Origin of the sequence: Microbacterium sp. JZ37, assembly GCF_035188445.1 — a bacterium.
Lineage (GTDB): Bacteria > Actinomycetota > Actinomycetes > Actinomycetales > Microbacteriaceae > Microbacterium > Microbacterium barkeri.
In genome coordinates, this window is the sequence record NZ_CP045253.1 from 648,574 (window position 1) to 673,393 (window position 24,820).

19 protein-coding genes are annotated in these 24,820 nt (G+C 73.6%); 14 read left to right on the forward strand and 5 right to left on the reverse strand.

Annotation, left to right across the window (positions count from 1 at the left end; translation table 11 throughout):
• Nucleotides 1-15: 15 nt before the first annotated feature.
• The 4 genes from GC092_RS02835 to GC092_RS02850 are packed head-to-tail and all read left to right on the forward strand — an operon-like array spanning nt 16 to nt 4,734.
• Nucleotides 16-789, forward strand: coding sequence for a cytochrome c biogenesis CcdA family protein (locus GC092_RS02835; RefSeq protein WP_282980321.1), 774 nt, complete (start codon nt 16-18; stop codon nt 787-789).
• Nucleotides 786-2,507 (forward strand): cytochrome c biogenesis protein ResB, encoded by a 1,722-nt coding sequence (gene resB / locus GC092_RS02840; RefSeq protein WP_271174551.1) that lies wholly within the window; start codon nt 786-788, stop codon nt 2,505-2,507. The genes GC092_RS02835 and resB overlap by 4 nt, the downstream gene beginning before the upstream one ends.
• Before the next feature lie 54 nt (nt 2,508-2,561).
• On the forward strand, nt 2,562-3,539 hold the full coding sequence (gene ccsB, locus GC092_RS02845) for a c-type cytochrome biogenesis protein CcsB (RefSeq protein WP_416383289.1): 978 nt from the start codon (nt 2,562-2,564) through the stop codon (nt 3,537-3,539).
• A gap of 52 nt (nt 3,540-3,591) precedes the next feature.
• Nucleotides 3,592-4,734, forward strand: coding sequence for an acyltransferase family protein (locus tag GC092_RS02850; RefSeq protein ID WP_324013994.1), 1,143 nt, complete (start codon nt 3,592-3,594; stop codon nt 4,732-4,734).
• On the opposite strand, the gene GC092_RS02855 is transcribed toward GC092_RS02850, so the two are convergent.
• On the reverse strand, nt 4,724-6,166 hold the full coding sequence (locus GC092_RS02855) for a glycosyltransferase (RefSeq protein WP_324013995.1): 1,443 nt from the start codon (nt 6,164-6,166) through the stop codon (nt 4,724-4,726). The genes GC092_RS02850 and GC092_RS02855 overlap by 11 nt on opposite strands.
• A gap of 137 nt (nt 6,167-6,303) precedes the next feature.
• Between GC092_RS02855 and GC092_RS02860 the strand changes: the two genes are divergently transcribed.
• Genes GC092_RS02860 through GC092_RS02870 form a run of 3 tightly spaced genes read left to right on the forward strand, consistent with a single transcriptional unit; the run spans nt 6,304 to nt 10,159 of the window.
• Nucleotides 6,304-7,083, forward strand: coding sequence for a DeoR/GlpR family DNA-binding transcription regulator (locus GC092_RS02860; RefSeq protein WP_324013996.1), 780 nt, complete (start codon nt 6,304-6,306; stop codon nt 7,081-7,083).
• Nucleotides 7,080-8,081 (forward strand): 1-phosphofructokinase family hexose kinase, encoded by a 1,002-nt coding sequence (locus GC092_RS02865; protein WP_271174556.1) that lies wholly within the window; start codon nt 7,080-7,082, stop codon nt 8,079-8,081. The genes GC092_RS02860 and GC092_RS02865 overlap by 4 nt, the downstream gene beginning before the upstream one ends.
• A 41-nt stretch (nt 8,082-8,122) precedes the next feature.
• The gene (locus GC092_RS02870; RefSeq protein WP_324013999.1) at nt 8,123-10,159 is read left to right on the forward strand and encodes a PTS fructose transporter subunit IIABC; all 2,037 of its coding nucleotides are present in this window, start codon (nt 8,123-8,125) and stop codon (nt 10,157-10,159) included.
• A gap of 55 nt (nt 10,160-10,214) precedes the next feature.
• Here the strand turns inward: GC092_RS02870 and GC092_RS02875 are convergent, their stop codons facing one another.
• From GC092_RS02875 to GC092_RS02885, 3 genes are all read right to left on the reverse strand, one after another.
• Nucleotides 10,215-10,658, reverse strand: a complete 444-nt coding sequence (locus GC092_RS02875) for a DUF1905 domain-containing protein (protein WP_324014001.1) — start codon at nt 10,656-10,658, stop codon at nt 10,215-10,217.
• A 166-nt stretch (nt 10,659-10,824) separates the two neighbouring features.
• A complete protein-coding gene (locus GC092_RS02880; RefSeq protein WP_324014003.1) occupies nt 10,825-13,269 on the reverse strand; it encodes a YhgE/Pip family protein in 2,445 nt (814 codons plus the stop codon).
• Entirely contained in the window at nt 13,266-16,064 is a 2,799-nt protein-coding gene (locus GC092_RS02885) for an MMPL family transporter (protein WP_324014005.1), read from the reverse strand. Before GC092_RS02885 ends, GC092_RS02880 begins: the two co-directional genes overlap by 4 nt.
• Nucleotides 16,065-16,229: 165 nt before the next feature.
• Here GC092_RS02885 and GC092_RS02890 point away from each other — a divergent pair, with 165 nt between their 5' ends.
• From GC092_RS02890 to GC092_RS02905, 4 genes are all read left to right on the forward strand, one after another.
• A complete protein-coding gene (locus tag GC092_RS02890) occupies nt 16,230-16,865 on the forward strand; it encodes a TetR/AcrR family transcriptional regulator (protein WP_271174561.1) in 636 nt (211 codons plus the stop codon).
• Nucleotides 16,866-16,945: 80 nt separating this feature from the next.
• Nucleotides 16,946-18,529 carry a phenylacetate--CoA ligase family protein gene (locus GC092_RS02895; RefSeq protein WP_324014007.1) on the forward strand — a complete coding sequence of 528 codons (1,584 nt, stop codon included), beginning with the start codon at nt 16,946-16,948 and terminating at the stop codon, nt 18,527-18,529.
• A gap of 1 nt (nt 18,530) precedes the next feature.
• Nucleotides 18,531-20,411, forward strand: a complete 1,881-nt coding sequence (locus GC092_RS02900; RefSeq protein ID WP_324014009.1) for a GNAT family N-acetyltransferase — start codon at nt 18,531-18,533, stop codon at nt 20,409-20,411.
• Nucleotides 20,408-21,463, forward strand: a complete 1,056-nt coding sequence (locus GC092_RS02905; RefSeq protein WP_324014011.1) for a hypothetical protein — start codon at nt 20,408-20,410, stop codon at nt 21,461-21,463. The genes GC092_RS02900 and GC092_RS02905 overlap by 4 nt, the downstream gene beginning before the upstream one ends.
• A 196-nt stretch (nt 21,464-21,659) precedes the next feature.
• Here the strand turns inward: GC092_RS02905 and GC092_RS02910 are convergent, their stop codons facing one another.
• Nucleotides 21,660-22,646 (reverse strand): o-succinylbenzoate synthase, encoded by a 987-nt coding sequence (locus GC092_RS02910; RefSeq protein WP_324014014.1) that lies wholly within the window; start codon nt 22,644-22,646, stop codon nt 21,660-21,662.
• 96 nt (nt 22,647-22,742) lie between these two features.
• Between GC092_RS02910 and GC092_RS02915 the strand changes: the two genes are divergently transcribed.
• The 3 genes from GC092_RS02915 (at nt 22,743) to GC092_RS02925 (ending at nt 24,777) form a co-directional block, all read left to right on the forward strand.
• The gene (locus tag GC092_RS02915; protein WP_324014015.1) at nt 22,743-23,084 is read left to right on the forward strand and encodes a PadR family transcriptional regulator; all 342 of its coding nucleotides are present in this window, start codon (nt 22,743-22,745) and stop codon (nt 23,082-23,084) included.
• Between the two features lies 1 nt (nt 23,085).
• Entirely contained in the window at nt 23,086-24,045 is a 960-nt protein-coding gene (locus GC092_RS02920; protein WP_324014017.1) for a permease prefix domain 1-containing protein, read from the forward strand.
• 69 nt (nt 24,046-24,114) lie between these two features.
• On the forward strand, nt 24,115-24,777 hold the full coding sequence (locus GC092_RS02925) for a DNA alkylation repair protein (RefSeq protein ID WP_324014019.1): 663 nt from the start codon (nt 24,115-24,117) through the stop codon (nt 24,775-24,777).
• Nucleotides 24,778-24,820: the final 43 nt, after the last annotated feature.

The window sequence follows — 24,820 nt, forward strand, 5'->3', positions numbered from 1 at the left end:
CGCGGGCGCGGCATCGTGAGCCTCGACGCCGTCGTCTTCGGCGGGGCCCTGTGGCTCGCGATCCCGATCGCGATGCTCGCGGGGCTCGTGTCGTTCGTGTCGCCCTGCGTGCTGCCCCTCATCCCGGGCTATCTCGGCTTCATCGGGGGAGCCGTCGCGCCCCGCGGCGGGGCGGCGGATGGCGCCGCGCCGGGCGGCTCGCGCGGTCGCCTCGTCGGCGGAGTGCTCCTGTTCATCGCGGGCTTCACGCTCGTGTTCGTGACCCTCATCGTGCTCGGCGGGCTCGCGGGCAGCGGCCTGCAGCAGTTCAGCCTGCTCTACGGCGACCTCATCACCCGCATCCTCGGCGTCGTCATCATCCTCATGGGCGTCGTCTTCATCGGCTTCCTCGGGTTCGCGCAGCGCATCGCGCGCCCGCAGGTCAAGGGCGACCTCGGCCTCATCGGCGCGCCGCTGCTCGGGATCGCCCTCGGCATCGGGTGGGCGCCGTGCATCGGACCGACCCTCACGGCGATCATGTCGCTCGCGATCATCCAGGGAGACGGATGGCGCGCCGCGGTGCTCGGCCTCGCCTACTCGCTCGGGCTCGGCATCCCGTTCCTCCTCGTCGCCCTCGGCTTCGGCTGGGTCACGCGATCGACCGCGTTCCTGCGTCGGCACATCCGCGTCGTGAACATCGTCGGCGGCGTGCTCCTCATCGTGCTCGGCCTGCTCATGGTGACGGGCCTGTGGACCGACGTGATGTCGCGCCTCGGCGTGCTGTTCGCCACGATCGAGCCGCCCCTATGACCGCCGAGAAGGGCGCCGCGACCGCCCGGAAGGACACCGTGACCGATCAGCGCACCGCGCCCCAGCGCGACGGCAGCGAGCCGCTGCGCCCCTCCGACCACGTCGACGCCGACGAGGCGATCGCGCAGCCCGCGCTCGGCTTCGTCGGATGGCTGCGGTGGGGATGGCGTCAGCTCACGAGCATGCGCACGGCGCTCGTGCTGCTGCTCCTGCTCGCGATCGCGGCCGTTCCGGGGTCGATCTTCCCGCAGCGCATGGCGAACCCGAACGGCGTCACGCAGTGGGAGCGCGACAACCCGGATCTGTTCCCCGTGCTCGACGCGCTGCAGCTGTTCGACGTGTACCAGTCCGCCTGGTTCTCGGCGATCTACATCCTGCTCTTCGTCTCGCTCATCGGCTGCATCCTGCCCCGCACGAAGCACCACGCGAAGGCCCTGCGCACGAAGCCGCCGCGCACGCCCGCGCGGCTCGCGCGCCTCGACGACTTCCGCGAGGACCGCATCGCGGCCGAGGACCCGGAGGCCGAGGCCGCCCACGCCGTCGATCTCGCGGCCGCGCAGCTCAAGGCGCAGGGGTATCGCGTCGAGCGCTACGACGGCCGCGGCGCGTTCTCGGTGTCGGCCGAGCGCGGGTACCTGCGCGAGACGGGCAACCTCGTCTTCCACGCGTCGCTCGTCGGCGTGCTCCTCACGGTCGGCATCGGCGGCGGATTCGCCTACACGGGCCAGCGCGTCGTCGTCGAGGGCACGACCTTCGTCAACTCGCTGCTCGACTACTCGTCGATGAACCGCGGCCGCTTCGTGTCGGAGGCGGCCCTCACGCCGTACTCGATGCGGCTCGACTCGTTCGACGTCACCTACCAGGAGTACGGCGGGCCCGGGTCGGGGCAGGCGGGCGACTTCTCCGCCAACGTCACGGTCACGCATCCCGACGGGTCGACGTCGGAGGACGCGGTGCGCGTCAACCACCCTCTCCAGCTCGAGGGCGACGCGATCTACCTGCTCGGCAACGGGTACGCGCCGACGATCACCGTCCGGAACCCCGAGGGCGAGGTCGTGTACCGCGACTCCGTGCCGTTCCTGCCGCAGGACACCGCGATGACGTCGACCGGCGTCGTCAAGGTGCCCGACGGCCTCTCCGAGCAGCTCGGCCTCGTGGGCTTCTTCTACCCGACCCAGGTGCCGCTCGACACGGGCGCGTTCGCCTCGGCGTACGGCGACCTGCTCAACCCCATGCTCACCCTGAACGTGTACGCGGGCGACCTCGGCATCGACGACGGCACGCCGCGCTCGGTGTACGCCCTCGACGTGACGGGGCTCGAGCAGCTCACGGGCGGCGACACGGGCGTCGACTCGATCGAGCTGGCACCGGGTGACACCGCCGACCTGCCGAACGGCATGGGCACGATCACGTTCGAGGACGAGACGCCCGAGGGCACCGATCCGGCCCTCGGCTACACCGAGTCGGTCAAGCGGTTCGTGTCGCTCCAGATCCACCACGATCCCTCGGCGCTCGGCGTGCTCGTGTTCGCGGTCCTCGCGACGCTCGGCCTGCTCGTCGCGCTCTTCGTGCCCCGGCGCCGGATGTGGGTCAAGGCCACGCCCGACGGAGACGGCGTGCGCCTCGAGTACGCGGCTCTCGCCCGCGGCGAGGATCCCGCGCTCGCCGACGCGGTCGAGCAGCTGCGCGCGAAGCACCGGGCCGCGCTCGACGACTGATCCTCGCGCTCGGCTCCCGACCGCGCGCGACCCCCGAAACCTAGGATGGACACCATGCAGCTCGATCCCGTGACGATGGACAGCTTCTCCGTCGTGCTCGTCTGGACGGCCATCTCGCTCTACGTCCTCGCGTTCATCGCCTACGCGGTCGACCTCGCGAACCGCTCGCAGGCGTCGCTGGCCGCGAAGGACGCCCGGCAGCTCGTCGGCGTCGGCGCCCGCGCCGCGTCGCCCGCCGCGAGCGAGACCGTGGTCGCGGCGGCCCCGCGCTACGTGTGGGGCCGGATCGGCACCTCGCTCACGTGGCTCGGCTTCGTGTTCCACCTCGGCGCGACGCTCCTGCGCGGCCTCGCGGCGGGGCGCGTGCCGTGGTCGAACATGTACGAGTTCGCGATGACCGGCACGCTCCTCATGACGGCGGTCTACCTCGGCGTCCTGTTCTGGAAGGACCTCCGCTTCCTCGGGTCGTTCATGACCGGCCTCGTGACGGTGCTGCTCGGCTCGTCGTCGCTGTTCTACGTGCAGATCACGCCGCTCATGGACCCGCTCAAGTCGGTCTGGCTCGTCATCCACGTCTTCGTCGCGTCGCTCGCGACCGCCTTCCTCGCGCTCGCCTTCGCGCTGTCGGTGCTGCAGCTCCTGCAGGCACGGCGCGAGCGGATGGCGGTCGAGGCTGCCGAGGCGCCCGCGCGCCGCAGCATGCTCCGGACCATCCCGAGCGCCGAGGCGCTCGAGGGCCTCGCATACCGCTTCGCGATCATCGGCTTCATCTTCTGGACGTTCACGCTCATCGCGGGGGCCATCTGGGCGAACGACGCCTGGGGGCGCTACTGGGGCTTCGACACGAAGGAAGTCTGGACCTTCATCATCTGGGTGCTCTACGCGGGCTACATCCACGCGCGGGCGACGCGCGGCTGGCGCGGCACGCGCTCGGCGTGGCTCTCGATCGTCGGCTTCGCCGCCGTGATCTTCAACTTCACGATCGTGAACATGTTCTTCGAGGGGCTGCACGCGTACAGCGGCCTCAGCTGAGCGTGGGAGGAGCCTGAGCACCGCGCCCCGCTCGGTTGCCTAGGCTGATCGGATGGCCGCGCCCCGACCCGCACGACTGCACGCGCTCGACGGCGTGCGCGGAGCGGCCGCGCTCGTCGTCGTGCTCTACCACGCGAGCCTCATCGCCCGGCCGTTCGCCGATGACGGGACGGCCCGCCTCATCTGGGAGACGGCGACCGAGTCGCCCCTCAAGCTGGGGTTCGCGGGAACCGAGGCGGTCCAGGTGTTCTTCGTGCTGTCGGGCCTCGTCGTGACGCTCCCTGCGCTGCGCGCGGGGTTCTCGTGGCCCGGCTACTTCGTCTCGCGACTCGTGCGCCTCTACCTCCCCGTGTGGGCGGCCATCCTCTTCGCCGTCCTCCTCGTCGTGGCCATCCCGCGCGACCCCTCCCGGGTGACGCCCGACGTCTGGATCGTGAACGCCAACATCACCTTCCCCGACTGGCCGCTCGCGTTCGACGAGGCCACCCTCATGCCCGTGACGTACGACACGGTGAACACGCTCTGGTCGCTGCGCTGGGAGATCGTCTTCAGCGTGCTGCTGCCGGTGTTCGCGGCCGTCGCGCTGCTCCTGCGGCGCTGGGCCTGGCCGGCCGCGGTCGCGTGCATCGCGGCGATGGTCGCCGGCCGGGTGCTCGACGAGCGGCCCTTCGACCTCGACGCGCTCGTCTACCTGCCGACGTTCCTGCTCGGCTGCCTCATCGCCGTCCGCCTCGACGAGATCACCGCGTGGGCGCGGCGTCGGCCGCGGCCCATCCTGTGGCTCGCGCTCTTCGCCGCCTCCTGGCTGCTGCTCATCGCGTCGTGGTGGACGCGCCCGCTTGTGCCGCCGTCGAGCACGCTGGGGGAGGCGCTGTGGGGTCTCGCGGGCGCGGGCGCGGCAGGGCTCATCCTGCTCGCCGTGTGCTCCCCGCTCGCCGAGCGCGTGCTGCAGACGCGCCCGCTGCGCTGGCTGGGCGACATCTCGTTCAGCCTCTACCTCGTGCACGCGCCGATCCTCGCGACGCTCGCGTTCGCGTGGGGCGACGAGAACTGGGCGCTCGTCGCCCTCGCGGGCGTCCCGCTGAGCCTCGCGGTCGGGTGGCTCTTCCACCGCGGCGTCGAGCGGCCCTCCCACCGTGCCGCGCGCGCGGCGGGGCGCCGCGCGGAGCGCGCGTTCACCCGCGTCACCGCCTGAGCAGGCGGTGCTTCCTGCGGTGCGCGCGGCGCATCGCCTGTCCCCACGCGCGGGTGACGTCCTCGTCGGAGAAGCGCTGCGCGCTCTCGACGGCCGCACGGCGCATCCGCATCCGCTCCGCCTCTGACGCTCCGACGAACCGCGCGACCGCGGCGGCCAGCGCCTCCTCGTCGCCCGCGGGAACGAGGAACCCGTTCTCGCCGTCGCGGATGATGTCGGCCGCTCGGTAGGGGACGTCGTACGCGATCGGCACGCAGCCCGCGGCGAGCGCCTCGATGAGGACGAGCGGGAAGCCCTCCGAGGTCGACGTCGACAGCAGGAAGGAGGAGCGCTCGAGGTGAGCGGCCGCGTCGGGCGCGTACCCGCGCAGCCGGATGCTGTCGTCGGCGAGCGGGGCGAGGCTCGCGCGGTCCTCGCCCTCGCCCCACACGTCGAGCTCGACGTCGAGGCCCACGGAGCGGGCGGCGCGGACGGCCGCCATGGCGTGCGCGACGCGCTTGCGTCGGGTCAGACTCGCGAGCATGATGCCGGCACCGGGCGGCCGGCCCTCGAGCGGCGGCGCCTCGGGCAGGTCGCGCCCGTTCGGCACGACGTCGAGGCACGCGTGCTCGCCGAGCAGGGCCACGACGTCGTCGCGCTGGCGCCGCGTGAGGAGCACGACCGCGTCGAACGCGTCCAGGTTCTCGAACACGGGCCTCCGCGACTCGCGCAGGCGCCCCATCGGCCGCCGGCGTCCGACGAGATGCGACGCGTGCACGACGTGCATGGTCACCGCGTGCGGGCGGCGGTAGTCCATCGCCCAGCGTGCGACGGTCTTGCTGTCGACGACGAGGTACGACGGCTCATCCTCGGTGAGCGCGTCGAGCCACGCGCGGTAGAGGTGCGCGATGCGGCCCCACGACCGCACCGGCCGGCCGTCGCCGTCGCACAGGACGACGGACTTCCCGCCCGGGGTCCCGCGCTCGGCGACGTCGCGGCGCTCCGAGAGGAGCAGCGAGCCGTCCGCGCGGAAGTGGTCGGTCTGCAGGATCTCGCCGCCCTCTGATGCGCGCACGCGGCTGAGCACGGTGTCGCCCCGGCGCCGCTCGGACAGCCGCTCGCCGTCACGCGGCGACAGGGTCGCGAGCGGCGTGAACGGGTGCCGGTCGGGGCGGAGGGAGCCGCCGGGCAGGGGGTTCTCGCGCAGCCAGTCCCACAGATTGAGGAGGGCCATCCTGTCGATGATCATGCCCTCGCGCCGCAGACGCTCCTCCCTGGCCGGGTAGTCCGGGTCCGGATCGAACGTGAGCACGGTCACCGGCCGGTCGGCGAGACGCACGAACGCGCGGCTGCGGTGGAGCATCGCGGAGGTCATCCCGCCCCACGTGTCGTCGACCGACCACGTGAGCGCGTACTGACGCCCGCGGGGAAGCATCGGGCGGAGGTGCAGCATCCGGAGAGCCTAAGTCGGCGGCCTCAGCGGTCCCAGGGGATTGCGCGTGTGGCGGACGGTCTGCCAGGGGATCCACAACTCTGTTGCTTTGTGTGGGTTTCGGTTGTATTGTGTGGGAATCCGAAGGAGGATGTCGCATGTACGCAACGGAGCGCAGAGAGCTCATCGAGCAGGCGCTGCTCGCCGACGCCCGCGTCGCGGTCGCCGATCTGGCCGAGCGCCTGGGCGTCACGACCGAGACCGTGCGCCGCGACCTCGCCGTCCTCGAGGAGGCCGGCGTCCTCCGCCGCGTCCACGGCGGCGCGGTTCCCGCAGACCGCGGCAGCCTCGCCGAGACCGACCTCAGGGAGCGCGTCGGCCGCCACGGCGTCGCCAAGCGGCGGATCGCGCAGCGTGCGCTCGACGCCCTGCCCTCCGGCTTCACGGGCTCCGTCCTCCTCGACGCGGGCACGACCACCGCGGCGCTCGCCGATCTGCTTCCCGCCCGGTTCGGCGGAGCGCGGGTCGAGGTGGTCACGCACTCGGTCGCGATCGCCGCCGCCCTGAGCGCGAGCGAGGGGGTGGCCCTCTCCGCGATCGGCGGACGGGTCCGCGGCGTGACCGGAGCGGCGGTCGGTGCGCGGACGGTCGAGGCGATCTCGTCCCTCCGGCCCGAGATCGCCTTCGTCGGCGTCAACGGCCTGTCGGCCGCATTCGGCGCGAGCACCCCCGATCCCGACGAGGCCGATGTCAAGGGCGCGATCGTGCGCGCCGCGCGCCGCGTCGTCGTCCTCGCCGATGCGTCGAAGTTCGGCGAGGAGTCGCTGCAGCGCTTCGCGAGGCTCGACCAGCTCGACGTGCTCGTCACCGATCGCGCCCCCGACGCGGCGCTCGCCGCGGCGCTCGAGGACGCGGGAACGGAGGTCTGGGTCGCATGATCGTCACGCTCACCGCCAACCCGGCGCTCGACCGCACGATCGCGCTGGACAGCGCCCTCGTGCCGGGCGAGGTGCACCGGGCCTCCTCCGCGCAGGAGGACGCCGCGGGCAAGGGCGTCAACGTCGCCCGGGTGCTCCACGGCTCCGCGGTCGAGACCCTCGCGGTCCTGCCGCTCGCCGCGGACGACCCGTTCGCGGCGCTGCTCGACCCGACCCTGGCCATCCGCGCCGTGCCGACGACGGCGCACGCCCGCGCGAACATCGCGCTGACGGATGCCGCCGGCGAGACGACGAAGATCAACCTCGCGGGCACCCCGCTCGGCGACGACGTGCTCCGCGCGCTCGTCGACGCCGTGGTCGCGGCCTCGGACGGCGCCGACTGGCTCGCCCTGTGCGGCTCGCTGCCCGCGGGCGCCCCCGGCGACCTCTACGCGACCGTCATCCACGCGGTGCGCGCCCGCGTCGCGCATCCGCCGCGGATCGCCGTCGACGCGACCGGGCCCGCGCTCGAGACCGTGCTCGCCCAGGCCGACGAGATCGGCGCCGTCGACCTCATCAAGCCCAACGAGGACGAGCTCGTGCAGCTCGCGGTCGACCTCTCGGCGCCGGATGTCGACCGGCCCGCGCTGCACTCGCGTCTCGTCCGCGAGGTCGAGGCCGACCCGATCGCCGCCACGGCGCGCCTCGCGCGGGAGCTCGTGCCCGGCACGGTCCGCGCGGCCCTCGTGACGCTCGGCGGCGACGGCGCGATCCTCGTCGACGCGCACGGCGTCTGGCACGCCGGCATCCCGGCGGGCGTCGACGTGCTCAGCACCGTCGGAGCGGGCGACAGCTCGCTCGCCGGCTACCTGCTCGCCGACCGGGCCGGGGCCGCCCCCGCCGAGCGGCTCCGCACCGCCGTCCGCTACGGCTCCGCGACCGCGGCCCTGCCCGGGACGCGCCTGGCGACCCCCGCCGATCTCCCGACCGGCGACATCCCCGTCCGCGCGCTCGACTGAGCGCACCCGAATCCCGCACCGCACCCATCCAGGAGGGCACCGTGTCCACCATCATCCCCCAGCTCGTCAGCCTCGACGAGGATCTCGGAGCCGACAAGGAAGCCGTGCTCCGCTCGCTCTCGGCGCGCTTCGTCGCGCAGGGCCGCGCCCGCGACGCCGAGGAGCTCTTCGCCGCCGCGTGGGCGCGCGAGGAGACCGACGCGACCGGCCTGCCGGGAGGCATCGCGATCCCGCACGCCAAGAGCGCGACGGTCACCCAGGCCTCGCTCGCCTTCGCGCGGCTCTCGCCGGGCGTCGACTTCGGCTCGTTCGACGGCCCGAGCGACATCGTCTTCATGATCGCCGCGCCCGACACCGCCGCCGAGGAGCACCTCGCCGTGCTCTCCACGCTCGCGCGACACCTCATGGACGAGGACTTCCTCGCCGCGCTGCGCGGCGCGAAGGACGCCGATGAGGCCGTCGCGATCGTCCGTCACGCGATCGGCGAGGGCGACGGAGCTGCCGACGCGGAGCCGGTCGCAGTGGCGCCGACGCCGGCGGCTCCCGCCGACGGCGGACGGCAGATCGACGGGCGACCCGTGCGGATCGTCGCGGTCACCGCGTGCGCCACCGGCATCGCCCACACGTACATGGCGGCCGACGCGCTCGCCGCCGCCGCGAAGAAGGCCGGCGTGGAGTTCGCGGTCGAGCCGCAGGGCTCGAGCGGCTTCGACCGCTTCGACGCCGAGACGATCGCGCAGGCGGACGCCGTGATCTTCGCGGTCGACGTCGACGTGCGCGAGCCCGAGCGCTTCGCCGGCAAGCCCGTCGTGCGGCGCTCGGTGAAGGCGGGCATCGAGCACGCCGCCGAGCTCATCGAGACGGCCGCGAAGGCCGCGGCCGACCCGGCGGCGGAGCGCGTGAGCGGAAGCGCGGCGGCGTCGACCGCCGCCGCCTCCGCGCAGAAGGAGTCGTTCGGCGCGAAGGTCAAGCGCGTGCTCCTCACGGGCGTCTCGTACATGATCCCGTTCGTCGCGGGCGGCGGCCTCCTGATCGCGCTCGGGTTCCTCTTCGGTGGGTTCCGCATCGATCAGGTCGCGAACCAGATCGTGATCGAGAACGCTCTGTGGAACCTGCCGGAGGGCGGCCTCTTCCCATACCTCGGCGCCGTGTTCTTCTCCATCGGCGGCATCTCGATGGGCTTCCTCGTCGCAGCGCTCGCGGGCTACATCGCGTTCGCGATCGCCGACCGCCCGGGCATCGCGCCCGGCTTCGTGGCCGGCTCGGTCGCCGTGCTCATGAGCGCGGGCTTCATCGGCGGCATCGTCGGCGGCGTGCTCGCCGGGCTCGCGGCCTGGTGGCTCGGCTCTCTCAGCGTCCCGCGCTGGCTCCGCGGCCTCATGCCCGTCGTGATCATCCCGCTGCTCGGCTCGATCTTCGCGTCGGGCCTCATGATCCTGTTCCTCGGCTGGCCGATCGCGGCGCTCATGAGCGCCATGACCGACGGCCTCAACGGGCTCGCGGAGTCGGGCCTCATCGTCGTCGTGGGCATCGTCCTCGGCCTCATGATGTGCTTCGACCTCGGCGGCCCCGTGAACAAGGTCGCGTACGCGTTCGCCGTCGCGGGCCTGGGAACGGCGACCGAGGGCAACAGCGTGCCGTACCTCATCATGGCGGCGGTCATGACCGCCGGCATGGTGCCGCCGCTCGGCATGGCGCTCGCGTCGACCGTGCTCGCCCCCAAGGCGTTCACCGCGCCCGAGCGCGAGAACGGCAAGGCCGCGTGGCTGCTGGGCCTGTCCTTCATCTCTGAGGGGGCGATCCCGTTCGCGGCGGCCGACCCGCTGCGCGTCATCCCCGCCTCGATGCTCGGCGGGGCCGTCACGGGCGCGCTCTCGATGCTGTTCTCGGTCGGCTCGCGCGCCCCGCACGGCGGCCTGTTCGTGTGGTTCGCGATCGACCCGATCTGGGGCTTCGCGCTCTCGCTCGTCGCCGGCACCGTCGTCACGGCCTTCGCGGTCGTGCTCCTCAAGCGGTTCGCGCGTCGCCGCACCGACGCTCCCGCACCGGCCGTTGAGGAGGCCGTCGCGATCGCCTGATCCGCGCGGCGCACGGCGCCCCATCCGCTCGCCGGATGGGGCGCCGTGCTGTCGTTCAGCCCCGCAGCTCGGCGAGCGCCTTCTCGAGGCGGCGGTCGCGCGTCGCCTCCTGCTTGGCCTCCGCGATCGACCGGGCGATCTCCTTGCGGCGCGAGTACGCGAGCGCGTCGAAGGCGGCCTTCGCGGCGGGATCCGCCGCGAGCGCCTCGGCGAGCGCGGGCGGCACCTCGACCGTGCGCTCTGCCGCGTCGAGGGCGATCTCGACCTCGACATCGTCGCCGATCTCGACGCCCAGCTCGGCGCGCGCGGCCTTGCTGAGCCCGAGCATGTTCTCGCCGCCCATCCGCGCGATGCGCAGCCGTGCGACCCGGTCGCCGATCGTCACGACGACGGGCGGGTTCTTCACCGAGCCGAGCGCGGCCACCTGCTCGTCCGAGAGCAGGATGGCCGCGGCCAGCCCGCGCGCATGGATGGTGGTGTGCAGCTGCAGGGCGTTCATGCGGTCACGATAGCGGCCTCGGATCCGCGTTCGGATGCGTCGCGCCCTGCACATGTGCCGCGAGTGGCCGGTCAGGCGGGCAGATGGCGGCCGCACGCGGCAAGGACGTCGGGCGGACCCGGGTAGGCCGCGCGACCTCGCGCCGCCCGGGGTCGCGGCACCCGGCTCAGCTCGCGAGCAGGGCGCGCGCCGACACCGTGCGCCGCGCGGCGACCGCGATCGAGGTCGCCGCGAACGCCAGCACCGCCCAGACGACGAGCCCGGCGATCGCGGCGCCCGCGCCCGGCGCATCGGCGATGACCGCGAGCAGGGCGCGGTGCGCCGGGGCCGTGGGCAGGGCCGCGGCGAGGTCGCCGAGCACGCCAGGGGTCGTCGACACGATGCCCGTGGCGATCGCGAGCGTTCCGGCCACGGCCGCGATCCAGCGGCCCGCCCCACCGAGGATCGTGACGAGCGCCTGGTGCACGGCGGCGAACGCGACGCCCGCGAGCGCGCTCAGCCCGAGGAGCGCCCAGAAGGTCGACGCCTCGTAGCCCGCCGCGAGCTGCACGACGCCCGCGACGAGCACGCCCTGCGCGGCGCCGATGCCCGCTGCGGGGAGGAGTCCGCCGCCCGCCAGCAGGACCGATGCGCGGCGCGAGGTGAGCGTCCGGCCGGCGATGGGGCGCAGCGCGAGGAACGTCGCGAGACCGCCGAACCACAGCACGGCCGCGATGAGGAGCGGGATGGCCGAGGCGCCGAAGAGCTCGAGATCGGACGCGCTCGAGGCGACCGGGTCCGCGACCGCCGAGGCGAGGTCGGCGGCCTCCTCGTCGGTGTACGAGGGGAGGGCCTCGGTCGCCTGATCCAGCCCGTCGCCGAGCGTGGTCGCTCCCGACCCCAGCTCGCCGATGCCGTCGCCGAGGTCGGTCGCGCCGTCGGCGAGCTGCCCGATGCCGCCGCCGAGGTCGGTCGCGCCGTCCTCGAGCTGCCCGATGCCGCTGCCGAGATCGGCCGCGCCGGTCGCGAGCTGCGCGATGCCGTCCGACAGGTCGGTGGCGCCGCCGGCGAGCTGTCCGATGCCGCCCGACAGGTCGGTGGCTCCCGTGGCGAGCTGCGTCGCGCCATCCGCGAGCGGGGCCGCGCCTCCCTGCAGCTGGCGCGCGCCGTCGCCCAGCTGCGTGGCGCCGCCCGCGAGCTGCGAGACCCCGTCGGCGAGCGCGCCGGCCCCGGTCTGCAGCTCGCTCGCGCCCGACGCGAGCTCGTCGGCGCCCGTCGCGAGGGCGCCCAGGCCCTCGTCGCCGGCGAGAGCGCCCGCGCCGCCCGCTGCCTCCTGCAGCTGCCCCGCGATCTGCGCCGTGGCCTGCGCGTCGAACGCCGACAGGCCGCCCGAGGTGCCGCCCGCGGCCTGCTCGGCCTGGTCTGCGGCTCCCGCGATCGCCGACAGCTGCGCGCAGTACTCCGCCGCCGCTCCCGAGGCCGCGCAGCCCGCGACGAGGGCGTCCAGGCCGTCGGAGACGCCGGTCGTCGCCTGCGCCGCTCCGCTCGCGGCCGCGAGGAGATCGTCGGGAACGAGTCCGCTCGCGGTGAGGGCCGCCGCCCCGTCGGACAGCTGCGTCTGCATCTGCGCGGCGCCATCCTGCGCCTGCCGGATGCCGGCGGCGAGCTGGGTCGCCCCGTCCGCGAGCGCGCCCGCTCCGTCGGCGAGCCGGGTCGCGCCGGCCGAGGCGTCGGTCGCTCCGGTCGCGAGCTGGTCGGCGCCGTTCGCGAGGTCGCCGGCGCCCGTGCCGAGCTGGCCGATGCCGTCCGCGACCTGCGTCGCGCCGTCGGCCAGCTGCGTCGCGCCGGTCTGCGCGGCGCCCGCTCCATCGGCGAGCTGCGTCGCGCCGTCGCGGGCCGCTCCGGCTCCGTTCGCGAGCTGGACGGCGCCATCCTGCGCCTGACCTGCGCCGTTCGCGAGCTGCATCGCCCCGTCCTGCGCCTGCGTCGCTCCGTCGGCGAGCTGAGTCGCCCCGTCCTGCGCCTGCGTCGCTCCGTCGGCGAGCGCGTGGGCGCCGTCGGCCGCCTCGCCCAGCTGGTCGCCGAGCGTCGTGTAGCCGACGAAGACGTTCTCGAGCGTCGACTCCGACAGCGTCGTGCCGAGCGTCGATGCCGCGACCGAGGCGATCTCGCTCGTGATCGCGCCGTCTACGACCCGGGCGTCGGGGGCGGTCGTGACCTCGATGAGCGCCTGCTCCGGCTTCTCGTCCTCGCCCGAGAGCGACTGCGCCGACGACATCGCCGCGGCCGAGAACTCGGCGGGGATCGTCACGACGGCCTGGTACGTGCCGTCCGCGAGGCCCTCCTCGGCGTCGTCCTCGTTCGAGAGCACCCAGTCGAGGTTGCTGTCGAGGTCGTCGGAGCCCTCGACGAGCCCCGCGGCGAGCTGGCGGCCGAGCGGCACGGTCTGACCGTCGATCTCGGTGCCGTCGTCGTCGTTCACGATCGCGGCCGTCATGTTGTCGAGTCGCGCGGTCGGGTCGTCGAGCGCCGACACGAGCACGCCGCCGAGCAGGGCGGGCAGAGCGAGCGCTCCGATCACCGCGAGCCAGCGCACGCGGCTGCGGTCTGCGGATGGCCGGAAGGGCGTCATGCGGTCACCTCGAGGGTCTCGTCGGGCGTGCGGATGTCTGCGGTGCCGCCATCGGGGAAGCCCGCGGCGGCGAGGAGGGCGAGGGCCGCCCGGGAGTCGCGCGCCGCGGCGACGACCGTGAGCGGCGCGGTCGGGTCCTGCGCGTGCGCGGCATCCCGCAGGAGCGCGGCGACCTGGTCGCCGGTCGCGGGGGAGAGCGTGTCGAGGCCGTCCACGACCACGAGCCGCGTCGCGCCGGAGAGCGCGGCGCGCAGGTCGGCGGCCGGGTCGTCCGCGCCGTCGAGGAGGGCGACGCCGACATGGCCGCGGACCCAGGCCCCGCGTCCGGGCAGGAGATGGCCGGCGACGCGCAGGCGGCCGTCGGCGATCGGCAGGCGGCCGGCGATCGCGAGCAGCACGGCGCGCGATCGGGCCGGGTCGTCCGCGGTCACGACGAGCGCCTCGCCGGGGTCGACGCGCAGATCCGCGCCGGACACGAGTGCGCGGTCGCCGTCGGCGATGACGAGTCCCTCGGCGGCGACGACCGCCGTCGAGCCGGGCTCCGGCCAGTCGGCGAGCTCGCGTTCGCGCTCGACGGCCTCGCCCTCGATGTCGAAGTGCGGCAGGGCGCGCTCGAGCCACGCCGGCATCCACCAGGCGTGGCGTCCGAGGAGCGCGAGGACCGCGGGCACGAGCGTCATGCGGATGAGGAACGCGTCGACGGCGATGCCGACGGCGAGCGCGAGCGCGATCGGCTTGATGCTGCTGTCGCCCTCGGGGACGAAGGCCGCGAACACCGCGAACATGATGACCGCGGCGGCCGTCACGACGCGGGCCGAGGCGGCGAAGCCCGTGTGGATCGCGCCCACCGCCACCTCGCGCGTGCGGCCGCGTCGCCGCGCCGCGTGCACGTAGTCCTCGCGCATGCGCGAGACGAGGAACACCTCGTAGTCCATCGCGAGGCCGAAGAGCACGCCCATGACGATGATCGGCATGAACGCGATCACGGGGCCCGTGCGCGCGACGTGCAGGAGGTCGGCGCCCCAGCCCCACTCGAAGACGGCGGCGACGACGCCGAAGGCGGCGAGAACCGACAGCAGGTACCCCGCGGTGGCCTTGAGCGGCACCCAGATCGAGCGGAAGACGATCATGAGCAGGACGAACGAGAGGCCCACGACGAAAACGCCGAACGGCAGGAGCGCCTCGCCGAGCCGGTCGGAGATGTCGATCGAGACCGCCGTGAAGCCCGTCACGACGAGGTCGACGCCGTACTCGTCGAGCCACGCGTCGTGGTGCGCGCGCAGCTCGCGCACGAGCTCGCTCGTCGCGGGGTCGGATGGCCCGGTCTCGGGGATGATCTGGACGATGCCCGTGTCGGCGGTCTCGTTGGGGGTCGCGAGCGCGACCCGGGCGACGCCGTCGATCTGCTCGACCTCGTCGGCGAGATCCTCCATGAGGCCGAGCGGGTCGTCCGACGTCACGATCGTGCCGGTGAGGATGAGGGGCCCGTTGAACCCCTCGCCGAAGTGCTCGCCGACGAGGTCGTAGCTCTGCCGCGCCTCGCTGTCCTCAGGCAGCACGCCGGCGTTCGGCAGAGCGAGGCCGAGCTGGGCCGACGGGATGGCGACGATGCCGAGCCCGAGCACGACCGCGACCGTCGTGATCCAGGGGTGGCGCGTGACTCCGCGCACCCAGCGCAGCGCGAACCCCGGGCGCGCGCCTGCGTCCTCGGCCGGCTCTGCGCCATCCGCCGGGGCCGCCGGGCTCTTCCGTGCGCGCCGGGCCCGGGGCCGCCGACCGGCGGCTCGGCCCTTCACGAGCCCGAGGAAGGCGGGCGTGAGCGTCACCGCGATGAGCACGGCGACGGCGACGGCGACGGCGGCGGCGATGCCCATCGTCGTGAGGAAGGGGATGCCGGCGAAGCCCAGGCCCACGAGCGCGATGAGCACCGTGACGCCCGCGAAGACCACCGCCGATCCGGCCGTGCCGGTGGCCCGGGCGGCGGACTCCTCGGGGTCGACGCCGCTGCGCACCTGGTCCTGGTGTCGCGCCGCGATGAAGAGCGCGTAGTCGATGCCGACCGCGAGCCCCAGCATGAGGGCGAGCATCGGCGTCGTCGACGACACGGTCGCGAACGCGGTCGACGCCACGATGCCGAGCATCGACACGCCCACGCCGAGCAGGGCGATGCCGAGGGGGAGGCCAGCGAGGACGAACGAGCGGAACGTCACGATGAGCACGAGCAGCGCGATGACGACGCCGACGGCCTCGACGATCGAGAGGGCGGGGAGCTCGGTCGCGTAGAGGTCGCCGCCGAGCGCGACGCGCGCGCCGTCGGGCAGCTCGCCGCGCAGCTCGTGCACGGCGTCGGCGAAGCCGTCCTTCGTCTCATCGGAGATCGTCGAGCTCTGGCCGGTGAACTGCGCCTGCACGATCGCGGCCTCGCCGTCGTCGGAGACGAGGCCGTCGACCATCTCGCTGTACGGCGAGGTCGTCGCCTCGACCCCGGGGAAGTCGGCGAGCTCATCGACCTTCTCCTCGATCGGCTCCCGGTAGGCCGCATCGTCGATGCGGTCGCCATCGGCGGCCACGACGACGAACTGCGCGGCCGTCCCCGAGACCTGCGGGAACGTGCGGCTCAGCTGCTCGATGCCCTCCTGGCCCTCGGTCCCCGGGATCGAGAAGCTGTTGTCGAAGCCGCGGTTCAGGCCGAGGGCGCCTGCCCCCACGACGACGAGGAGGAGCAGCCAGCCGCCGAGGACGCGCCAGGGGTGGCGGAACGACCAGCGGCCGAGCGAGAACAGCAGAGTGGACACGGTGGCGCCTCCGGGGGCACGTCAGGCGGGCTTCGATACAGCGCTGTATCCGATACAGGACTGTATCGTAATCGACCGAGCAGGATCCCGGGCTGAATCCCGGGTGTGAGATCGTGAACAGCGCGGGACGCGCGCCGATGGCGCGCTCTGCGGGAGGAGGTCGAGGTGGCAGAAGAGGTGCGGAGCGGGACGCGGAGCCGCGAGAACACGCGCGCGCGGCTGCTGGAGGCGGCTGCCGAGGTGTTCGCGGAGGTGGGGCTCGGCGAGGCGTCGGTCGAGCGCATCTGCGAGCGGGCGGGCTACACCCGCGGCGCGTTCTACTCGAACTTCGCCACGAAGGACGAGATGTTCCTCGAGCTCGCGAAGGTCGTCGCCCGCGACCGGGTGGCCGCGGCGCGGGCGCGTGTCGCCGAGATCGACGTCGCCGCGACGATCGGCGTCGAGGCCTCCGACGTCGCGGCGATCATCCGGGTCCTCGACGTGATCGGCGACGACCGGCTGAGCACGCTCCTCATGTACGAGATCAATCTCCACGCGATGCGCGACCGGGACTTCGCCGTCGCCTACGCGGTGCAGGAGCAGGAGATGGTCGACGAGGTCGTCCAGCTCATCGAGGAGGTCGTCGAGAACGAGCGGCTCGAGCTGCGTGTGACCTCGCTCGAGGCCGCGCGCATCATCCTCGCCGTGTGGGGCGACGTCTCGGGTCGTGCGGCCATCGCGGGCCTCGACGCGGACGCCGCGCGCGAGCTGCGCAGCGTGGAGGTCGGCCGCGTCGTGCAGCTGCTCATCGAGCGGTGCTGACCGTGCTTCAGACGGGGGCCGCCGGGCGCTAGGTTTCTGCCCAGGGGTCCGCATCGGGCGCGGACGGAGGGGGAGGCGTCGTGACGCGCAGGCACAGCGGCCCGGGGCCGGCCGGACTCGAGGGGCCGGGCTCGGCTCTGCGGCAGACGCTCCTGCGGCTCTCGGCCAAGGCGATCACCGACCTCTACGAGCTGTACCGCATCCATCCGGTGGTCTGGCGGTGGACGGCGCGGCACTTCCAGCCCGGGATGGCGCGGTTCGCGAGGTTCAACGCGTGGATGATGTGCCAGCTCGCGAACCTCGACGTGCCGGCTTATCAGCGCCACCTCCGTGCGCACGGGTTCCGCTTCCGGTGGTTCCGGCTCGACAGCTTCCCCGAGACCGACAAGCACGGCTACGTCACGGCGCACTCGGAGGACGACCGCTGCTGGAACGGCGAGATCGAGACGATCGGCACGGTCGTCGACGAGTCGTCCGGCTCGTCGGGCACGCCCTTCAACTGGATGCGCGGCCGTCACGAGCTGAAGACCATCCACAGCAACGTCGCGGGGTACGTGACGCTCCTGTTCGGCTCGAAGCGGCTGTTCTGCATCAACGCGTTCTCGATGGGCGCCTGGGCGACGGGGACGAACACCGGCCATGCGATGTCGAAGATCGCCATGGTGAAGAACACCGGACCCGACCTCGACAAGATCGTCGACACCATCCGCCACTTCGGGCCGCGCTTCGTGTATCTCGTGAGCGCGTACCCGCCGTTCCTCAAGCACCTCCGCGACCGGCTCGACCGCGAGGAGTGGTTCTCGTGGCGCGACTACCAGCTGAACGGGTTCGTCGGCGGCGAGGCCATGACGGAGGGCCTGCGCGACTACCTCGAGGTCTGCTTCGGACGCGTGTACTCGGGATACGGCGCGAGCGACCTCACGATCGGGATGGGAGGGGAATCGGATGTCGCGGTGTGGCTGCGGCGGTCGATGTACGCCGACGAGCGGGTGCGCGAGCGGCTGCTCGGGCCCGATGAGACGCGCATCCCGATGGTGTTCCAGTACAACCCGCTCGAGACCTTCCTCGAGGTGAACGGCGCCGGCGAGCTCGTCGTCACGCTCAACTCGACCGCCGTCATGAGCCCCAAGCTCCGCTACAACATCGGCGACGAGGCGAAGCTCATCTCGCTCCCCGAGGTCTTCGACGCGCTCGCCTTCGACCCCGAGCTGCAGCGCGCGTTCCACCGGGCGTTCGCGGTGCAGCGTATGCGCCTGCCGTTCCTCTTCCTGTTCGGGCGGAAGGACTCCACGATCTCGTACATGGGCGCGAACCTCTATCCGATCGACATCGAGAACGGGCTCTACCGGGACAACCGGTTCGCGCCGCAGATCGAGTCGTTCAAGCTCGCGCTCGTCGACATCGGCGCGCACGAGCAGCGCCCGCTCGTGCATGTGCAGCTGCGCGAGGGAGCGGCCCTCGACGCGGCGGAGCGCGACGAGCTCGCGCAGGCCGCGCGGGGCGGGATCGTCGCGCACCTCGAGGCGGTCTCGCGCGACTTCGCGCAGTCGCTCGAGGAGGACCCGACGACCGCCGACATCCGCGTCGAGGTGCACGCGCACGGCACGGGGCCGTTCGCGGGCGGCGAGTCCAAGATCAAGAACGTCTACCTCGTGAAGGACTGACGTGTTCACCGAGGACTTCTCCCGCGCCCCCGTGCAGGGCCGCGCGGCGGCTCTCGTGATCGCCGAGGGCCGGTGCGCGGCGGGCCGCCGCGACGGCGTGACGTGGCGGCGCCGGCTGCGTGACGGGTCGATCCGCGCCGAGCTCGTCCTGTTCTCGTCGGTCGCGGCCGCCGAGGCCGCCGCCCGCGCGCACCGCGGGCGCGTGCGGCTCCTCGTGGCCGAGCCGCGCGGCTACACGAACGGCGTGTGGCGCGCGGAGGACAGCGGGATGGCGCACAACGAGCGCTTCCACCCCGTCTCCACCGAGCTGCGCGACGGCCGGGAGCCGCCCGAGATCGCCGGGCCGGTGCGGCGTCCGCGACGGGAGCGCCGTCGCCCCGAGCCGCGTCGCTGGACGATCTTCGCTGGGGAGTCGATGTTCCTCGGCGCGACGCGCTACCGCCATCCGCTCGCGTGGCTCGCCACGAACCGGCACTGGTGGCCCATGGTCGCGAAGATGCACCGCATGCCCGGGACGGTGTGGCACGGCGTCTACGCCGAGTGGCCGTTCACGCTCGGCACGCTCGCGACCTATCGCACGCGCGACGACATGATGCGCTTCGCGCGCATGCCGGAGCATCGCCACCTCATGCAGTGGATCGTCCGCGACACGGTCAACGCGACGGGCGGCTTCATCCGGATCTTCTCCTCGCGCGGCGAGCTCGCGCGCCAGGCATCGGCGGCCGAGCAGGCGTCGGCCCGCGTTCCGGCGGATGGCCCAGGCGGCGACGACGGGGAGCGGCTGCGCCTCGAGCGGGTCGAGACCGAGGCGCAGCTGCAGGAGTTCCTCGCGGTGTCGCGCCACGGCGACCCCGCGCACCTCGCGGTGCCGCTCCTCGAGGACGTCGTGCGCGCGTGGTTCGACGGGTCGGCGGCGGCGGCTGGCCGCACCGAGCTGCTCCTCGCACGCCGCGGCGACGAGACAGTGGGGCGCACGACGATCCACGCCGACCGCGCGCTCGACGAGAAGCTCGGCACGCGCGCGACGCTCTTCGGGGCGACCTGGGCGGCGACGCCCGACGACCTCCGGGCCCTGCTCGAGCTCATCGCGGATCGCGGGCGGCGCGACGGCAGCGCCGAGGTGATCGGCCCCGTCTCGCTGCTGCCGAACCAGACCGGCGGGGTGATCACGAGCGGATTCGACGAGCCCGGCTTCTTCGACGGGGCCTGGAATCCCGAGTGGGTCCCGCGCGTGTACGAGGAGGCGGGGTTCGCGGTCTGGAACGCGTCCGACACCTGGATCGCCGACCTCGATGCCGCTCCCGCGCCATCCGCCCCGTCGGCCGAGGAGCTCGCCGCCGCGGGCATCCGGATCCGTCGCGCGTCGCGCGTGCGGTTCGCGCGCGACGTGGCCCGGCTGCGGACGCTCGTCAACGCCGCCTTCGCGCAGCTGCCGTACTACACCGAGATCTCGCGCGCGCAGATGCGCGACGCGACGAGCGGGCTCGTCGGGCTCATGGACCCCGGACTGTGGGTCTTCGCCGAGGACGCGCGGACGGGCGAGCCGGTCGGCTTCGTGCTCGTCGTGCCCGACCCGGTCGACGTGCTGAGAGGATCCGGCGGCCGCGTCGGGCCGCGCGAGGCCCTTCGACTGCTGCGCGGCGGGCGCGGCCGCGACGCCGTGCTCGTCATCCACGGCGTCGTGCCCGAGCGCCAGGGGCGGGGCATCGCCGGGCTCCTCTGGCGCGCCGTCGCCGAGCGGCTCCGCGAGGGCGGCTACCGCACCCTGCGGACGACGTACATCGGGCGCGAGAACGCGGCCTCGGCCCGACCCATCGAGCGGCTCGGCGGCCGTCCGCTGCACGGGACGGCCTTCTACCGCCGCCGGCTGGAGGAGCCATGACCGATCTTCGCGACATCGTCGCGGCGGCGTCGAGCGCGCCGTCCGCGCACAACACGCAGCCGTGGGACGCCCGCATCCGCTCGGACGCGATCGAGCTGGGCGTCGCGGAGGGCCGCACGCTCCGCGTGGGCGACCCCACGGGCCGCGACACCGTGATCGCGCTCGGCGCGTGGACCGAGGCCGCCGTCGCCGCGGCGCGTGCGCGCGGGCGCGCCCTCGACGTGCAGACCCTGCCGGCCCTCGCGGACCCCGCGGTGATCGTCCGCGCCGAGCGCCGCGACCCCGTCGCTCGTCTCACGCTCGGTGGCGAGGTGCCCGTGCAGCGCACGGCTCTGGATCGGCGGCTCACGTATCGCGGGGCCGTGCGGCGCGTGCCCGGCTTCCTCGAGGCGGCGTCCGCCGTCGTGCCGCCGTGGATCCGGCTCGTGCCCATCGCCGCGGGCGACCTGCGCCGGCTGTCGGCACTGGGCACGGCCGACACGCTCACCCGGCCCGGCGTCGCGGAGGAGCTCGCCTCCTGGCTGAGGCTGTCGCCGCAGCACCCCCGCTATGACGTCGACGGGCTGAGCGACCGCGTGCTCCTCCTGCCGCCGCGCCTCGCGGCACTCGCCGCGCCGTTCACGCGACGCCGCCGGCTGCGCGACGGCGCGGCCCGGGTGGCGCGCATCGGCGGCGACCTCGTGCGCCGCGTGCTGCTCGAGGTGCCGGTGCAGGCCGCAGGGGAGGCCGCCGACGCTGACCACTTCGTGCTCGTCGTGGAGTCGGACGAGCTCGACCTCGGCACCGGCGCCGCGCTCACGCGGATCCTCAACTCGCCGCTCGGCCTGCCCGCGGAGACGGTGTTCGAGGCCGGCCGCGCGCTCATGCGGGTGTGGCTTCTCGCAGCCGAGCGCGGCATCGCGTTCGCGCCCCACTCGGAGGTGCTCGACTCTGCACTCGCCCAGGGCGAGCTGCAGTACCGGCTCGGGCTCGGGCGCCGCGCGGTGCCGCTCTTCGTCACATCGGCCGGGCGGCCGATGGCGGTGCCGCCGCGCTCGCCGCGTCTCGGCTGATCTCGTCCGCAGAGCGACCGCGACGTCGTTCGGGTCGCGGTTTCCGTCGGTATCGGCGCCTGTGGGGACGGGAGTTGCGACCTGGGTGGGGTGGTGCGTCGTTCGGGTCGCGGTTTCCGTCGGTATCGGTGCCTGTGGGGACGGGAGTTGCGACCTGGGTGGGGTGGTGTGTGGTTGGGGTCGCGGTCGGCGTCCGCTACGTCAGGAGCGCGTGGCAGCGGGTGATGCGGGCGCGCCACCACTGCTCGCGCTCGGCGGATGCCCCGTGCGCGTCGAGCAGGGAGGGATCCGGCTCCGGCCGGGTGACGGGGATCGCGCCGCCTGAGGGGACGAGGCGCGGATCGACGACGTCGGCCGCGAGCAGTGCGGCCGTGCCGAGGCCGCAGTCGTATGCCAGGTCGGGGAGAGCTGCGGCGAGGGCCGCGCCCTGCGCGAGGCCGATCGACGTGTCGAGGGCGCTCGAGACGACCGCGGGGAGCCCAGCCGCCTGCACGATGTCGAGGGCGCGCCTCGTGCCGCCCAGGGGCTGCGCCTTCACGACGAGGATGTCGGCCGCTCCCGCGCGGGCGACCCGCAGCGGGTCGGCCGCCTTCCGCACGCTCTCGTCGGCCGCGACCGGGATGTCCCAGTCATGCAGACGACGTCGGATCTCGGCGAGTTCGTCGACGCTCGCGCACGGCTGCTCCGCGTACTCGAGGTCGAACTCGGAGAGGGCGTGGAGGGCGCGCTCGGCCTCGTCGACGTTCCAGCCGCCGTTCGCGTCGACGCGGATGCGCGCCTCGACACCCAGAGCCTCGCGCACCGCCCTCACGCGGGCGATGTCGTCGTCGAGCGTCTGCCCGCGCTCGGCGACCTTGACCTTCGCGGTGCGGCATCCGTCGTAGCGGGCGAGGATGGCCGCGACATCTGCGGCGGCGACGGCGGGCACCGTCGCGTTGACGGGGATCGAGGAGCGATGCGCCGCGGGTTGCGGGTTCCAGGCGAAGTCGATCGCCGCCGCGAGCCAGGTGCTCGCCTCCTCGTCGTCGTACTCGAGGAAGGGGGAGAACTCGGCCCACCCCTCCGGCCCCTCGAGCAGCGCGGCCTCGCGGTGGTCGACACCGCGGAACCGGGTCGCGAGCGGGAGCGAGACGATGCGCGTGCCCGCGAGGATCTCGGCGAGCGGGGGCAGCGGAGCGGTCATGGGACCATCCTGCCCCTCGCCGCGGGACGCAGCGTGCGCGACGCGGGCCAGTAGTGCCTATTGCAATAGTGTGTGTCACACAGTAATGTGAGGCGCATGAGCGAGAACGAGGCCTTCGAGACGCACCTGCAGGAGCTCCGGCGCGGCACGATCGTGCTCGCATGCCTGCAGCTCCTGCGGGACGCGGGCTACGGGTACGGGCTGCTCGAAGACCTCGAACGCCACGGCTTCGCGACCGACGCCAACACCCTGTACCCGCTGCTGCGTCGCCTCGAGAAGCAGGGACACCTCACGAGCGAGTGGAACACCGACGAGGCGCGGCCGCGCAAGTTCTACCGCACGTCGGCGGCGGGCATCCGCCTCGCCGAGACCCTCACCGGCGAGTGGCGCGCGCTCACCGCCTCCATCACCTCCCTCACCGACTCCTCGGAGGACTGACATGACCGGCTACACCGAGCGGTACATCGCCGCCGCCATCCGCACGCTTCCGCCCACCGCCCAGGGCGACGTCCGCGATGAGCTCCAGGCGTCGATCGCCGACGCGATCGACGCGCGCGTCGACGCGGGACAGCCGTTCGTCGACGCCGAGCGCGCCGTGCTCACCGAGCTCGGCGACCCCGACGTGCTGGCGGCGCGCTACGCCGACCGGCCCCTGCAGCTCATCGGCCCGCGCTACTACCTCGTGTGGTGGCGGCTCCTCAAGCTCCTGCTGTGGATCGTCATCCCGTGCGCCATGGTCGGCCATGCGATCGCCCTCGTGCTCACGAAGCGCGCGGCCGGCTTGGACGCGAGCGCGAACCTCATCGGGGAGGTGATCGGCGGGTCGATCGCGCTCGGCCTCTCCGTGGGGGTCCATGTCGCGTTCTGGACGACGCTCGTGTTCGCGATCCTCGAGCGCACGGGCACCGACACCGGCGTGCGGTGGAGCGTCGATCAGCTGCCCGAGCCGGGCGGCGACGGCACGGGGCGCAGCGACCTCATCGCGTCGCTCGTCCTGCTCGGCGCGCTCGCGGGGGCCATCCTCTGGGACAGCGCGGTCGGGTTCGCGCGGACGCCCGAGCGATGGATGCCTGTGCTCGACCAGCGACTGTGGCCCTGGGGGATCGCGTGGCTGTTCGCGACCCTCGTGCTGTCGGCGCTCGTCGCGATCGCGGTGTACGCGAAGGGGCGGTGGACGAGCGCGCTCGCCGCCCTGAACGCGGTCGCCACTCTCGCCTTCGCGGTGCCGGCCCTCGTGCTGCTCGTGCAGGACGGTCTGCTGAGCCCCGCGTTCACCGCGACGTTCCTGCCGGGCGCGGCGCTCCCGGTCACGAAGGCGGTCCTCGGGGTCGTGATCATCGCCGTCGCGGGGTGGTCGATCGTCGACGGCTTCGTGAAGGCCCGTCGCGCAGCGCGCTGACTGAGAAGGGGCGCCTCGCCGGCGGGCGGGGCGCCCCTCCGGTGCACGGGCGACCGGTACCATGCCCGCATGGCGCTGACTGCCGATGCCCTCGTCGCCGAGCTCGAGGCGGCGGCGGATCCTCTCGCGCACCCGAACCGCCACTACCGCGGCGACGCCCGGGTCATGGGCGTGCGGATGGGCACGGTCTTCGACATCGCGAAGGCCTTCGCCGCGCTGCCGCTCGATGAGATCGGCCGGCTGCTCGACGAGGATCCCTACGAGGCGCGCCTGGCGGCCTTCTGCGTCCTGGACTTCGCCGTCCGATCTCCGCGCATGGCCGACGCCGACGGGGCGTCATGCTTCCGCCTCTACCTCGACCGGCATGATCGCATCGACTCGTGGGACATGGTCGACCGCGCGGCGCCGCGCGTCGTCGGAGGATTCCTGCGGGAGCGCCCGCGAGACATCCTCTTCGACCTCGCGGTGTCGCCGGACCCGCTCCGGCGGCGCACGGCCATGACCGCGCCGCTCGCGTACACGCGACCGCCGCACCCTGCGGGCATCGACGACCTCCTCCGCCTCGCCGAGCTGCTCGCGGACGACCCCGATCCGCTCGTCTCGAAGCCGGTCGGCATCGCCCTCAAGCACGCCGGGGCCGCCTCGCCCGACGCGGTGCAAGCCTTCCTGGAGCGGGTCGGGGAGCGCCTCCCGGCTTCCGTCCGGAGAGAGGCGCGCGCCAAGCTCCCGTGAGCGGCCCGCCGTCCGAGCCCGCACCATCCGCGCGCCCATAGGC

Excerpts from the sequence above, each read along its gene's own strand:
- resB (WP_271174551.1), top strand. The coding sequence starts at position 786 with ATGACCGCCGAGAAGGGCGCCGCGACCGCCCGGAAGGACACCGTGACC.
- ccsB (WP_416383289.1), top strand. The coding sequence starts at position 2,562 with ATGCAGCTCGATCCCGTGACGATGGACAGCTTCTCCGTCGTGCTCGTC.
- GC092_RS02850 (WP_324013994.1), top strand. The coding sequence starts at position 3,592 with ATGGCCGCGCCCCGACCCGCACGACTGCACGCGCTCGACGGCGTGCGC.
- GC092_RS02855 (WP_324013995.1), bottom strand. The coding sequence starts at position 6,166 with ATGCTGCACCTCCGCCCGATGCTTCCCCGCGGGCGTCAGTACGCGCTC.
- GC092_RS02860 (WP_324013996.1), top strand. The coding sequence starts at position 6,304 with ATGTACGCAACGGAGCGCAGAGAGCTCATCGAGCAGGCGCTGCTCGCC.
- GC092_RS02865 (WP_271174556.1), top strand. The coding sequence starts at position 7,080 with ATGATCGTCACGCTCACCGCCAACCCGGCGCTCGACCGCACGATCGCG.
- GC092_RS02875 (WP_324014001.1), bottom strand. The coding sequence starts at position 10,658 with ATGAACGCCCTGCAGCTGCACACCACCATCCATGCGCGCGGGCTGGCC.
- GC092_RS02880 (WP_324014003.1), bottom strand. The coding sequence starts at position 13,269 with ATGACGCCCTTCCGGCCATCCGCAGACCGCAGCCGCGTGCGCTGGCTC.
- GC092_RS02905 (WP_324014011.1), top strand. The coding sequence starts at position 20,408 with ATGACCGATCTTCGCGACATCGTCGCGGCGGCGTCGAGCGCGCCGTCC.
- GC092_RS02910 (WP_324014014.1), bottom strand. The coding sequence starts at position 22,646 with ATGACCGCTCCGCTGCCCCCGCTCGCCGAGATCCTCGCGGGCACGCGC.
- GC092_RS02915 (WP_324014015.1), top strand. The coding sequence starts at position 22,743 with ATGAGCGAGAACGAGGCCTTCGAGACGCACCTGCAGGAGCTCCGGCGC.
- GC092_RS02920 (WP_324014017.1), top strand. The coding sequence starts at position 23,086 with ATGACCGGCTACACCGAGCGGTACATCGCCGCCGCCATCCGCACGCTT.
- GC092_RS02925 (WP_324014019.1), top strand. The coding sequence starts at position 24,115 with ATGGCGCTGACTGCCGATGCCCTCGTCGCCGAGCTCGAGGCGGCGGCG.